The following is a 14,002-nucleotide window of genomic DNA, read 5'->3' on the forward strand; positions in this document are numbered from 1 at the left end:
TTTATGTCTTTTAGAGGCACTTTTCCCCTCCAAGTTTAACGCACTGGAAACACAATCTGCGAAATGTCACTGTTAGTAGATAGCAAGCCGTTTTTGATCGACGAAATGGCCGCCGCAGGCTGGATAGAATTGCTATGGGGTTCTTTTATTTTTAAATTTGAATAAGGCCAACCTACAAAAGAGATGCTAACTACTATCAAGGGAATTTATGAAGACGGCAAGGTGACGCTCATGGGAACGCCACCTGTACAGTCACGCACGGAAGTCACAATTACATTCCCGGAAAAAGTAGCAAAACCGCTCAAAAAACGTCAGGCGGGAGCACTGAAGGGAAGAATTCATATGTCAGACGATTTTAACGAACCACTTGAGGATTTGAAGGACTACATGTAGATGAAAGTATTATTGGACACACACACGCTGATTTGGTTTCTTGAAGACAGCCCCAAACTCTCACGCAAGGCCAAATCTCTCATGGAAGATTTGGGCAATGACGTCTATGTACACGCCATCAGTTGGTTTGAAATGTCAATTAAGGCGAAAATCGGAAAACTTTCGCTGGCGGACCCTATCGATCTAGCTTTTACTCAGGCTACGAAAAACGGGATATTGACCATAGATATTGATGTCCCCCAGCTGAAAGCTTATCAAGAGCTACCATTCATCCAGGAACATCGCGATCCATTCGACCGTTTAATAATTGCAACAGCGATTCAAGAACGCCTTAGCATTGTATCCAACGACCCGAAATTCGCACTGTATCCGGCAGCAGAAGTCCTCTGGTAAAGAGATAGCCTACTCGCTCCGCAGCGACTTCACGGGATTCATCAACGCTGCTTTGATCGCCTGGAAACTTACTGTCAGTAATGTGATGGCTACTGCCAGCAATGCCGCGACGACGAACACGACCCAGCTTAGTTTGATATGGTATTCATATTTATCCAGCCAGTCGTTCAGGAAGTAGAGCGCGATGGGCGAGGCGATGACGCAGGAGATTACGACCAAATACACGAATTCTTTGGACAACATCGCCCACATCTGCGCGACGCTAGCGCCCAATGCCTTGCGGATACCGATTTCTTTGGTGCGCTGCTCGGCTGTGTAAGCTGCGAGGCCGAATAGCCCGAGGCAGGAGATAAACACTGCGAGTACTGCAAACACCCGGGCCAGTTTCCCTATCCGCTCTTCGGCGCGAAACTTGGCATCATACTCCTCATCGGCAAACTTGAATTCGAATGGCGAATCCGGATCGTGCTTGCGGAAAACGGTTTCTACTTTCTTTAAAGCCTTATCTACCTGCGTTCCGGGGGCGAGTTTGACGTTGATCAGGTTGGCCCATTCGTAGTTAAGCATAAAAATCGTAGGTACTGCCGGCTCGTAGGGTGATTGCATGACCATATCCTTGATCACGCCCACTACCTGCCGCGGTTTGCCGTTGTAGCGGATCGTTTTGCCGATGATGTTTTTCAGGCCCGTCAGTTTCACGGCCGATTCGTTGAGTACAAATGCGGCTGTGTCCGTTGAAAAATCCCTGGAAAAATCGCGGCCGTCGATGATTTTCCAGCCGATTGTTTTGCCAAAATCATGTGTGCAGGCAATGGTACCGAACAGCGGCACGGAGCCCGGCTCCAATCCCTCCCATTCAAAACCGATCTGGTTCGAATAAATGCCCGTGGTAGGGCTCGACGATTCGCTCATTTCAAATACCGCCCCGGTTTTGAGCAGATCATCGCGCAGCGGATCATATTTACCCCACAAATTGGGAGAAATGGTAATCTGTAAAAGTCCCTGACGATCGTAACCCACCGGCCGGTTTTTGGCATGCTGGATTTGCTGGAATACGATAATCGTCCCGATAATGAGCGTGATCGAAACGGTGAACTGCACCACGACCATCACCTTACGCGGCACAGCCGAATATTTCCCGACCTTGAATGTACCCTTCAGAACCGCTAACGGATTAAACGAGGACAGGTAGAATGCAGGGTAACTTCCGGCCACAAGACCCGTAAACAATGCGAATGTGATCAGCAACAGCCAGAATTGCCAGTAGAAGAACGGGAATTTCACATGCTTGCCAGCGAGGTCGTTGAATGCCGGCAGCGAAATAAGAACGATCAGGATCGCGAGTACCAATGCAAACGTCACTACCAGGAACGATTCGCTCAGGAACTGGAATACGAGCTGGCTTTTGAGCGAACCGATCGACTTGCGGATGCCTACTTCCTTGGCCCGTTTCTCCGATCGCGCCGTGCTCAGGTTCATGAAGTTGATACATGCCAAAAGCAACACGAATGCGCCAATAATACCGAAAAGCCACACAAACTGAATGCGCCCGCCGACGTTATGGCCGTTCTTGAAGTCGGAATACAAGTGCCAGCGGCTCATCGGATGCAACAGGTATTGAGGCTTGTCGGTTTTCGAGAATGCGTGCGGCATTTCCACGTCCCTGATTTTGCGGGAAACCGTGGCGATATCCGCATGATCGGCTACCTGTGCAAACCATTGGAACGAGTGGTTACCCCATTGCGTTTGCGCGTCCTTCACCCATCCTTCCGCTTGCAGGTAGTCGTTCCAGGGCAGGATTAAATAGAGTTCGTTAAAGTTCGAGTTGAAAGGAATATCCTCGTACACGCCCGTCACTTTCACGTCCTTCTTGATATCGAGTTTGAGGGGTTTGTTCAGCGGGTCGGCGTCACCGAAAAGGGCTTTCGCCAGCGACTCGCAGATCACCACCGATCCCGGGTTTTTCAATGCACTGTAATCGCCCCGGATCATTTTCAGGCCCAGCATTTCAGGAAATGACGGCTGTGCCCACATCCCCGATTTGTTGATTTTCTTATCGCCATTGGCCAACAGATGCCCGAAATTCCAGGAGGCAAGCGAGGTATGCCTGAAATCCGCCGAATACTTGGTCGCCATTTCCGTTACCGAAGGAATGGATACGGCGGTACCGGTGCCGGTTTGGTTATTAAAAGTCTGGCTGATCCACGCTTGCACCACGCGGTCGTAGCTCTTGTGGTATTTGTTATAGGACAATTCATCCCAAACCCACAGCCCGATCAGCATTGTGACGGCGATACCTACCGACAGTCCGACGATGTTGATCAGGGAATAAACTTTGTTTTTGAGGAGGTTGCGGAGCGCGATTAACAGATAATTCTTGATCATGGCCGGGTCAGATAGGTTGGGAGTTGGAATACTTTGGCGAAAGATGTAAAAACCAGCCTGCTGGTTGCATCTCCAAGCCCCTGATTATTCACTCCTTAACGCCTTCACCGGGTTGGTCATCGCGGCCTTCACGCTCTGGAAGCTGATCGTTACCAGCGCGATCAGTACCGCAGCCACGCCTGCCAGCACAAACAGCCACCAGCTAATGCTTACTTTATAGCTGAAATCCTGCAACCATTCATTCATGAAATACCACGCAATAGGCGATGCAATGACGAGCGCAATCACCACCAGTTTGACAAAATCGATGGAAAACAGCCCGAAAATGTTCATCGCCGATGCCCCTACCGCCTTGCGGATACCCATTTCCTTCGTGCGCGACTCGGCCATGAATGCAACCACGCCGTAGAGTCCCAGGCAGCCGATGAAAATCGCGATACCGCTCAGTATCCTGAACAACGAGAACAGTTTTGCCTCTTTCTCATAAAAGCTTTCCAGCGTCTGGTCGTAGAATGAGTATTTAAATAAATAATCGGGGAAAGCTTCCGACCAAACCTGTTCTATCCGCCCGATCTGTTCCAGCCCTGCACTTTTATCGAGCTTCACGCTCAATGTCCGGTAGTTATTCCGCATGGTAGTCATTGCACAAGGGATGATTTCCTGGTGCAGCGAGTAAGTATTGAAGTTTTTAACAACGCCTACTATCGGCAGCTTAAAGTCGCTGCCTCCTATCGCAAGCCGTTTTCCGATCATATCCTGCGGGTTTTTAAAACCCATTTTTGCAGCAAACGCCTCGTTTACAACATACTCCCGGATCGTATCCGAGGGAAGAAAAAGTCTTCCGGCGGCCATTTTCAGACCGTAAGTATTAAAATAAGCAGTATCGGCAGGCCGCATTACTATATCGAAATCCAGGAACTCGGTATCGTTCTCGTACTTGAAGCCGGTTTGCCAGTTGCTTCTCGACATGGGCGTAAATGCGCTGTATGCGATGGACTTCACGCCCGGAATCTGCGCCACTTTTTCCCGCAGGGTTTCCAGCTTGCCTTCCTCCTGGTCGGGCACGGCAATCGTCACGATTTCGTCCTTTTCAAAACCCAGGTCCAGCGAGTTGAAATACTTCATCTGGCTGTAAGCGATCAACGTTCCGATCAGGATTACCTGCGATATGGAGAATTGCAGCACGATCAGGCCTTTGCGAAGGTTTGACTGTCCGCTTCCCGCAACGCGCATTTTTCCCTTCAAAGCCAGTATCGGCTGGTACCCCGAAACGACGAGCGCAGGATAGAACCCGGCCAGAAAAGTGGTCACGACCGTCAGTACCAGGCAGCAGAGCAAAACATACGGATCCTGGAAAAACACTACACCCTGCGATTGTATATTGAGGATACTGGCAATGGAAGGCAACAGCAACTGCGCCGAAACCAGGGCCAGCAACACCGACAACACTGTAATAATACCCGTTTCGGAGAAGTATTGCCGCAGTAACTGCCCGCGCGTGCTCCCGAGCACCTTGCGCACACCTACCTCACGCGAGCGGCGCAGCGCCTGCGCGGTGGCGAGGTTCACAAAATTCACGCAAGCCGTGATCAGAATGAAAATCCCGACCAGCGACATCGCCCAGATCATGCCTTTGCTGATCGAGCGGTTGGCGTAGTTACTCATTTTTGTAGCAAAATGAATGTCCTTCAATGGCTGCAAAACGAATTTCAGCTTGTCGACATCCTTGGGGTCCCGGTACTTTTTATTGAAGGCCAAAAGCTGCTTTTCAAACTGTGCTTCGGTCACATTTTCGGGCAGCATCAGGTATATTTGCCCGCCTCCGTAGCTGGAAACCCAATCGTCCCAATTGGTAAATGCGCCGAATTCTTTCAGCGAAGCAAACGATAGCAGTGTCTTAAACGGCAGGTTAGTGGTGGCAGCCGGATCGGCCACCAGGCCAGTAACCACGAAATCCATCTGGTTCCTTACCCGGATGGTTTTGCCCATCGGGTCTGCATCGCCGAAATACTTTCGGGCCTGGCTCTCTGTCAACACCACCGATCCGGGGTTTTTGAGGGCCTGCGCCGGCGAACCTTTCAGCCATTGATAGTCGAACATCCGGAAGTATTCGGGGCCTGTGAATGCGATATCGTACCCCGGATCCGAAAACTTCTTTTTCTCCGAACCCTGCGTGATGGTGATCAGCGTTTCGCGAAGTCCATACGTGCACACAACCTGATTCCTGATCTCTGGATAGTCGTTGCGCAGCGCTTCCAGTGCCGGCAGCGGAATCCCGGCACCAAACCCCTTCTCGCCATCTTCTACATTCTGGTTGAGCAGGCGGTAAAGCCGGTCGGCATTCTTATGATGGCTGTCGAAACTCAGCTCGTACCTGACCGTAAAAAAGATCAGCAAACAGCAAGCCAGGCTCAGCGTAAGCCCGGTAATGTTGATCAACGTAAAATTCCAGTTGCGCCGAAGGTTTCTGAATGAGGTTGTTAGATAGTTTTTGATCATGGCACCTTATTTTCTATTTTTGAATACAATGAAAGAACCGATTCACCCACAGCGCCGCTTAGGCAGCTTGAAAGGAAAAATCGGTACTCCTGATGATTTTAATGCTCCATTAAACCACCCTACTCGCTCCGTAGCGACTTCACCGGGTTCATGAGCGCGGCTTTGATACTCTGGAAACTGACGGTAGCGATGGCGACGAGCAATGCGGCGGCACCGACTCCTATGAATACCAGCGGGCTGATTTCAATGCGGTAGGGGTAATTATCCAGCCACAGCTGCATGAAATACCAGGCCGCCGGCGTGGCGATCAGGATGGCAATGAGGACAAGTTTTACAAAATCCTTGGATAATACGAATACCAGGCTCGCAATGCTTGCACCGAGCACTTTGCGGACGCCGATTTCCTTCGTGCGCTGTTCCATGACGATCAATGCGACGGCGAACAGGCCGAGGCACGACAAGATGATCGCCACGGACGATGCCAGGCTGAATACCTGCGAAAGCCTTTCTTCCTCTTTGTACCAGTTGTTCGTGTTCTCATCCAGAAACGAGCCCATGAACTCCGATTCCGGCGTGATTTCTTTCCACACGCTTTTTAACTTCTCCATCGACGATGCCAGGCTCTGCGGCGTCACGCGCACAAAAATGTACCCGATGCCGTCGGTATGAGAGAGGTACATCGTGATCGGTTTTATATTGGTTTTGGATGAATAGAGGTTAAAATCAGGCACTACACCGATGATCTGATGCTTGATGCCGGCCGTGTCGGTCTGGAAGAACTTGCCGACCGGATCTTTTTCGCCGATCGCTTTGGCCATACTTTCGGTGATGATCACCCTTCCCATCGAATCGGTGGGGTAAGCGGGGTTAAACTCCCTTCCGTCGCGTAATTTGATATTCAGTGTTTTGAGATAGTCGTAACTGATATGCAGCCAGTCGGTTTCCACTTCGCGTTCTTTGAATGTAAAACCAATGGAACTGCGGGAACTGCTGCGGTCGAGACCAAGTCCGAGGTTCACGCCCGTGCCGGTGATCGCTACCACGTTGGGATCGTCGGCAAGGCGGTTACGCATTCTACGCAGCGCTGTTTGTCCATTCACTTTGCTGCCCACCGGAATGCTGATCACTTCTTCCTTCTGAAAGCCCAGCGGCTGCTTCCGGAGATGGTCGACCTGCTGTACAGCGATGATCGTGCAGCATATCAGCAAGCTCGAAAGCGCAAACTGCGCCACGATCAATGAATTGCGCAATATACCCGGCTTTTTAAGCGACACCTTCCCTTTCAGCACTTCCACCGCATTGAATTTAGACATCTGCAACGCCGGATAACCGCCCGCCACGAGCGTAACGAACAGGAACAGCGCGATCAGCATTGCCATTTTATCGGGCTCGAAAATGTATTCCAGCGAGAGCTTGGCCCTGAATGTCGCATTAAACGCAGGCAGCAACAGGATAGCCAGTACTATGCCGGTCAGGAAACCAAGGAAGCATATTACCCCTGCCTCGCCCCAAATCTGCAAGAAAAGCTGTTGTTTCAATGCCCCGAGCGACTTACGTACGCCCACCTCACGTGCGCGGATGAACGAGCGCGCGACGCTGAGGTTGATGAAGTTAATGCAGGCGATCAGCAGGATGAAGATCCCGATACCCATTAATGCATAGATCAGCGATCCCTCCTTACCGCCGGAAATTTCTCGGTTGAAGTGGATGTCTTCCAGTTTTTGAAGGCGAAGCGTGTAGATATCGCCTCTTTCATCGGGCTTAGCGCCTTTCTTTTTAAGCTTAGTAAGCGTTTCCGCGAAATATTTGGCCGTAAAAGGTTTCAGCTTCTTCTCAAATGCCAGCTTATCGACCCCGGGTTTTAGTTTGAGAAAAATATTATGTGAAAATGCGTCCCACTGATCCTTTTGCTGCTGATACCCACCCACATTCTCACTGCGAATGAACGCGTCGAATTGCAGGGAAGAGTTTTCGGGAAAATCCGCGAGGACGCCGCTTACGACATACTCCTTTTTACTTTCCTCCAATCCCAGCTGTATGCGCTTGCCCATCGGGTCTTCTTCGCCAAAAACAGCCTTGGCCATGTGCTCGGTGATCACAATATTGCTGAGATCCTGCAATGCGGCTTGTGGGCTGCCTTGTTTAAACGGAAATGAGAATATTTTAAAAAAATCCGGCTCGGTAAATTTGATGTTTTTGTCGAGATACTTGCCTTTGTATTCCACCACATCCGAACCGTTGACAATCCTCGCTACCGCCTCGATATCGGGATACTCCGCCTTCAATGCGGGCGTGATCGGGAATGGCATGGAGGCGGTACGGCCTACGCCCTCGGGATCATTTGAAAAGAAATAAGGTTCATAAATCCGGTCTTTATCGGCATGAAAACTGTCGTACGACAGCGCGAAATATGCGGTCAGGAACAGGAACACGCTCACACAAAATGCGACCGACAGTCCGACGATATTGATAAAAGCATAACCCTTGCTCTTCCAAAGGTTACGCAGCGCGATTTTGATGAAGTTTTTGAACATAGCTTATGCTTATTTGACCGCCGACCATTGACGGCCGACCGCCGATCTCTTGTTATGATTTCTAACTAGTTCCTTTCTGATTCCAAGACCTGTTGACTAATGTACATACAACAATCGGCCGTCGGCGGTCGGTCGTCAGCCGTCATCAACGCTACTCCGACTTCAACGATTTCACAGGATTGGTAACGGCTGCCCTGATAGCCTGAGTACTCACTGTCAGCAGTGCTATGATCACTGCCAGCGCTCCCGCCGCGGCGAACATCCACCATTGCAGGGTGATTTTGTAGGCAAAATCGGCTAGCCAGCGGTTCATGAGATACCAGGTAAGCGGCGTGGCTATGACAATGGAAACGACTACGAGTTTGACAAAGTCACCGGACAACAGCCCCACGATGTTGGTCACCGAAGCGCCGAGCACTTTTCGTACGCCAATTTCCTTAATGCGCTGCTGAGCGGCAAATGCGGCCAGGCCAAACAGTCCGAGGCAGGAAATCAGGATTGAAATAATGGTAAATGCATTGACAAGCCTCGAAGTACGCGCATCGGCAGCATAGTTTTTCTGAAAATCCTCGTCGAGGAAGGTATATGAGAATGGCTCGCCCGGCACGAGTGATTTCCATTTACTTTCTATGAACGGCAGCGCGGCGGCGGCATCCTTGCCCGCGATGTGCGCGATCATGTAGTTGTAGCTCGGGTCCATATTCAGGAAGAAAGCATAGGGTTCTATCACTTTGTGCAAATCCTGAAAATGAAAGTCTTTCACCACTCCCACTACCTCGACGGAACCCGGCGTATCGCCGCCATTATTAAAAAGGAACTTCTGCCCTACCGCCTTGTTCAGGGGCACGTTGAATTTACGGAGTGTGGCTTCATTCACCACGATTTTATAATTTGTATCTGCCGGAAATTCTTTTGAAAACATACGTCCAACCAGCGGTTTGAAACCCATTGTTTCCATAAAATCCGGCGCTACCCAGTTGGTTTTGATAATATTATCGTCATTCACCGTCTGTCCAGGCAGGTACACCGACATATCACTCGGATTGAGAATGCCCGGGTAATAGCCCGTGCCCGATGCCGCGGTAATGCGGCTGTCCTGCAAAAGTTCGCTTTTCAGCGCCGTATAAGCCTGCCGCGATTCCTCGCTCCGGAAAGGGATTACAACCTGCTGGTCCTTATTGAAACCCAGCGGCTGGTCCTTCATAAACCGGATCTGCCCCTGAATGACGATCGTGGCGACCACCAGCCCAATCGAGATAACAAACTGGAACACCACCAGCCCCCGGCGCAGCGTCGTAGCCGATACCGAATTCACAAACCGCCCCTTGATCACGTCCAGCGGGTTGAATACCGACAAATAGAATGCAGGGTAACTTCCCGCCAGCAAGCCCGTAACCAGCGCCAGCAGCAGAAAACCACCTACAATTTTCACTTGTAAAAGGTCATTTACATCGAGTGATTTGTCGGCGAGCTGGTTGAAGAATGGCAACAGCACCACCACAAGCGCCATCGCGATTGCCAGGCCCAGGAATGTAAGCACCATCGATTCGCCCAGGAACTGCCCGACCAGGCTGCCTTTGCCGGCGCCCATTACCTTGCGCATGCCTACCTCAGCCGCCCGTTTCGCAGAGCGCGCGGTGGCGAGGTTCATGAAATTGATACAGGCGATCAGCAACGTGAATATTGCGATGCATGCCAGAACGTACAGGTAAGTCGAGCTGGTGGTGGCCGAAACAATGCGGTCGATCTGGCTGAAAAGGTGAATATCCCGTACCGGAAGTAATACCAGTATTTTATTGAATCCGGCGATTTTCAGGTCCTTCCGCGCATACTTATCAATGAATGCGGGCAATTTAGCCTGAAACGCAGCCGCATTGGTACCCGGCCGGAGGCGCAGGTAATGGTAAAACATGTTGTTACTGATAAAGTTGTGCTCTGGCTGCCGGAGGTAATCGCCGATCCAACCCACCTGGAATGTTACAAAATAATGGGCGTCGATGTGGGAGCGGGCGGTTTCGTCCCTGAAAACGCCGGTTACTTTGAAATTCTCGTTATGGCCTGTCTTCCCGCCCACTTTTATGGTGCGGTTCAATGCAGGTTCGTTGCCGAAAAGCTTTTGCGCGAGTGCGTCGGAAAGGACGATCGAATGCGGATCGCTCAATGCCGTCCGCTTGTCTCCTTCCAGGAATTGGTAGGTGAAAACGTCGAAAAACGTCGAATCGACGTGGGTACCTTTGGTTTCGTAGAATGATAGCGGGGCTCTTCCGGCCTGTTCGACCGTCAGCAGGGCTTTGTCTTCGAGGAAATTCTGCCAGAGTCGGGTTACCTGTATTACTTCCGGGTATTCGGCTTTCAGCGCTTGCGCGTAAGGCGCCGGTGCGCGGGGGTTATCCATTTTCTCCCCGTTCGGCTGCACATTTTCCGAGCGCACCAGGTAGAGATCATTGATATGCTCCTGATGCTTATCGAACGATACCTCGCTCAGAATATAAAGCAGCAGGAGCATGCAACAAGTCATCCCGACCGAAAGGCCGAAGACATTGATGATGGAGAACATCTTGTTTTTCAAGACATTCCTCCAAGCAATTTTCAGATAGTTTTGAATCATGGCTGGTCATGGATTGCATTCCGTTTCATTAAGAATGAATAACTGTACCAGCAGGGCTACCAATAGAATAACTTGTTAATAATCAAATATTTAAATCCTCAATTAAACAACAAAGGTGTCCACTATCGGACACCTTTGTTCAGTATTGGACTGGGAGATTTTAATACGAAATTGGTTCTTGCCTTGTGCTCCGTACCCGGATAATGTTTACGCTATAATCGACATCATCGATAAAGTAGGTAACTCGTATATTGTAAACTTCAAATGACCGGAATGCTTCATTATGATCGATCCTGAATTTATCCGGACCAAATCGCATGGGCTCGGCTTTGATCTTCGCAATGCATTCCAAAATCTTCTTTTTGACTTTCAATGCATTCTGATAGGAATCTTTGCGAATGTAGACAAAGATTTCTTTAAACTGAATCAACGCGACCGTGTCCCAACGAACGTCATACTGCCTGTCTACCATCCATTAATTTCAGCTTCTGCTTCTTCCTCCGTGTGATATCTTCCTGATTTAATTCTTGCCAGGGCCTCATCCAGCTCTGAATTATATTGCTCAATCGAAACCCGCTCACCGTGGTCAGGTCGTTTCAATTTCAGGAATGCCTCGATAATGCCCAGCAGGGATTTCTTTTCTCCTTCTCCCAACAGCGGCAGATAGCTTACAATTTCGGAATCTATTGTTTTCGTGCTCATTGCCGATAATATTTAAGTCAGATAACATCACTTAAAACAATACTTATCTGATACTAAACTAATCAATTCCGACCATTATCCCCTACTCACTCCTTAAACTCTTCACCGGATCGGCCAGCGCAGCTTTGATGCCCTGAAAGCCGACGGTCACAACGGTAAGGAGCAGTGCACCCAATGCGACGAGTACGAAAATGTACCAGGGCAAATCGACGTGGTATTCGAAACTCGCGAGATATTTGATGACGAATGTGTAAGCCAGCGGTAACCCTGCGAGCATGGCGATAACCAGGAGTATGATGAAATCACGTGAAAGCAGCATCGCGATTCCCTGCACGCTGGCACCGAGCACTTTGCGGATACCTATTTCCTTGGTACGCTTGCTGGCGGCGAGCGATATGAGACCGAAAATGCCGGCAAATGCAATGATAATAGCCAGGAACGTCACAAAATTGACCATTTTCCAGATGCCGTCGAGGTCGTTGTACTGTCGGCTGAGCTCATCCTGCATATAAAAATACTTGAACGGACGCTTGGACGGTATGCTTTTCATGTCCTTTTCCAGTGCAGCCAGCACGCCTTGCGCCTGTGAAATGTCCGTGAATTTCAATGAAAGATAGTTGCTCAGGGCCGGCGGGCCATTGTACCAATGCAGCAGGGGCTCGATACGCTCTTTCAAAGGGCCGTAGTGGAAGTCTTTCATTACGCCTACCACCGTATAAACCTCGGTATTATTGCCCTGTCGGAGCGTCTTGCCTACGGCGGTTGTCCAGCCGAAAGCCTTACGAGCCGCTTCGTTGATCACTACGGGATGCTGGTCGCCCTTTTTGTCGAGTTCTTCTGAAAAATCCCTGCCTTCCACCATCCGGATATCGTAGGTGCTGGTGTAGTCGGTACTGGTGCCGACGTGGCGCAAGCGAATATTTTTCTTCTCTTCGCCGTCCGGTGTATACATGTTATAATTACTCCAATAGCGCGTCGGAACGATGCCGGACATGGCAATACTTTCTACTTTTGAATTTTGCCCTAAACCGTTCAGAATAGGGACGAATCGTTGTATAGCGGCATTCTCATCCTTGTATTGCAGATCCGACATAACCACAACAACATTCCCACCTTTGAATCCGGTATCGGCCTGCCGCATGAAGTCGATCTGCCAGCGCACCGCGATCGCCCCGATTACCAGGACAATGGCGATCACCAGTTGCACGACGATCAGTGTCCCCTGCGTCCAGTTTCCGTAGCCCGGCTTGCCCGACAGCTTCCCTTTCAATGTATCCCGCAAATCGAGCTTGTTCAGATAAGCCGCCGGAATGGTGCCGGCAATAAAAGCGATGATTCCGATTATACCCGTCAAAGTCAGGAACGTGGCGGAATCCCGCTGCCAGTTCACCACCAGCTGCATTCGGCCCTGCCTGAATTCATTAAATTGAGGTACCAGATACATGATCCCGAATGTTACGGCAATCAGCAGCGACGCGATCAGTACCAGCGCCGATTCGGTCCAGAACTGCGCCAGCACCTGCCCGAGCGTGGAGCCGGTTACCTTCCTCACCGCCACTTCCTTCACGCGTGTGAACGACATTGCGGTGTTGAGATTTACCATATTGATACTGATAATCAGCACAATGAATACCGCAATGGTGATCGCCCCGTAAATCATCCACTTGAAATTGGGGTTTTCATAATGGATGTATTCTTCCAAAGGCGCGATGTGGATTTGCCATTTCTGCCCTTCGGCATGGAAATGCGTTTTCGCAAAGGTGGGGAATTTCGCTTCCAGCCTGCCTACATCCGTATCCTTCCGCAATTTGAGGTAAACGGTCGCGAACGTATTGTACCAGTCGGCACTCGATGCAAAGTCTTTATTGTCTTGAAGATTTGAAGCAGGTAACAGTACTTCGAACTGAATGGACGAATTGGCCGGAACCGGTTCGAGCACACCCGTAACGGTGAAAGTGAGCGTATCCTCCACCGTAACCGTTTCGCCGACGGGGTTAACATCCCCGAACAATGCCGCCGCAGCCTGATCGCTCAGCACGATCGACTGCTTCCGTTTCAACGCGATGGCCGCATTGCCATATTTAAGTTTGAAGGAAAAAACATCAAAGAATGTGCTGTCGACGTACCTCGTTTGCCGCTGCAAATCCTTGCCGTTATGGTTCAGCCACACATCGTTCCAGCTCTGCACGTGCGTGCCGGTTTCGACCTCGGGAAACGTTTTGACCATCTGTTCCAAAATCGGATAGACGGTCTGGTTATAACGTCCCGACACATCGGCTGTCTGCACAAAATAGAGCTGGTCGTTGTCCTTGTGAAACGTATCAAAAGTAATGCCCCGCTGAATAAAAAGGATCAGCACGCCGGCACTGGCCAGCCCCAGCGAAAGCCCAAGCACATTGATCGCCGTAAACAACCGGTTTTTCCACAACGACCGGAATGCGATTTTGAAGTAGTTTTTTAACATGGTAAAAGGGAAAGGGAGGAATGG

General features: G+C 50.2%; 9 protein-coding genes. 2 read left to right on the forward strand and 7 right to left on the reverse strand.

All coding sequences use genetic code 11. The annotated features are described in order from the left end of the window. The first annotated feature begins 183 nt into the window (after positions 1–183). Both BLQ88_RS14785 and BLQ88_RS14790 read left to right on the forward strand, forming a co-directional pair. Positions 184–393, forward strand: a complete 210-nt coding sequence (locus BLQ88_RS14785; RefSeq protein WP_090151267.1) for a DUF2281 domain-containing protein — start codon at positions 184–186, stop codon at positions 391–393. Further along, on the forward strand, positions 394–786 hold the full coding sequence (locus BLQ88_RS14790) for a type II toxin-antitoxin system VapC family toxin (RefSeq protein WP_090151269.1): 393 nt from the start codon (positions 394–396) through the stop codon (positions 784–786). A 9-nt stretch (positions 787–795) separates the two neighbouring features. Here BLQ88_RS14790 and BLQ88_RS14795 read toward each other — a convergent pair whose 3' ends face one another. From BLQ88_RS14795 to BLQ88_RS14825, 7 genes are all read right to left on the reverse strand, one after another. Beyond that, a complete protein-coding gene (locus BLQ88_RS14795) occupies positions 796–3,171 on the reverse strand; it encodes an ABC transporter permease (protein ID WP_090151271.1) in 2,376 nt (791 codons plus the stop codon). An 84-nt stretch (positions 3,172–3,255) separates the two neighbouring features. Further along, positions 3,256–5,670 (reverse strand): ABC transporter permease, encoded by a 2,415-nt coding sequence (locus tag BLQ88_RS14800; protein ID WP_090151274.1) that lies wholly within the window; start codon positions 5,668–5,670, stop codon positions 3,256–3,258. A gap of 119 nt (positions 5,671–5,789) precedes the next feature. Further along, complete coding sequence (locus BLQ88_RS14805; protein WP_090151277.1) at positions 5,790–8,204, reverse strand: ABC transporter permease; 2,415 nt, start codon at positions 8,202–8,204, stop codon at positions 5,790–5,792. Between the two features lie 151 nt (positions 8,205–8,355). After that, positions 8,356–10,812: an ABC transporter permease gene (locus BLQ88_RS14810; RefSeq protein ID WP_090151279.1), complete on the reverse strand. Its 2,457-nt coding sequence runs from the start codon at positions 10,810–10,812 to the stop codon at positions 8,356–8,358. A 160-nt stretch (positions 10,813–10,972) separates the two neighbouring features. Then, positions 10,973–11,284, reverse strand: a complete 312-nt coding sequence (locus tag BLQ88_RS14815) for a type II toxin-antitoxin system RelE/ParE family toxin (protein WP_090151282.1) — start codon at positions 11,282–11,284, stop codon at positions 10,973–10,975. Next, on the reverse strand, positions 11,278–11,514 hold the full coding sequence (locus BLQ88_RS14820) for a hypothetical protein (protein WP_090151284.1): 237 nt from the start codon (positions 11,512–11,514) through the stop codon (positions 11,278–11,280). The genes BLQ88_RS14815 and BLQ88_RS14820 overlap by 7 nt, the downstream gene beginning before the upstream one ends. 82 nt (positions 11,515–11,596) lie before the next feature. Then, entirely contained in the window at positions 11,597–13,978 is a 2,382-nt protein-coding gene (locus tag BLQ88_RS14825; protein WP_090151287.1) for an ABC transporter permease, read from the reverse strand. Positions 13,979–14,002: the final 24 nt, after the last annotated feature.

This window comes from Dyadobacter soli (genome assembly GCF_900101885.1).
GTDB classification, from domain to species: Bacteria; Bacteroidota; Bacteroidia; order Cytophagales; family Spirosomataceae; genus Dyadobacter; species Dyadobacter soli.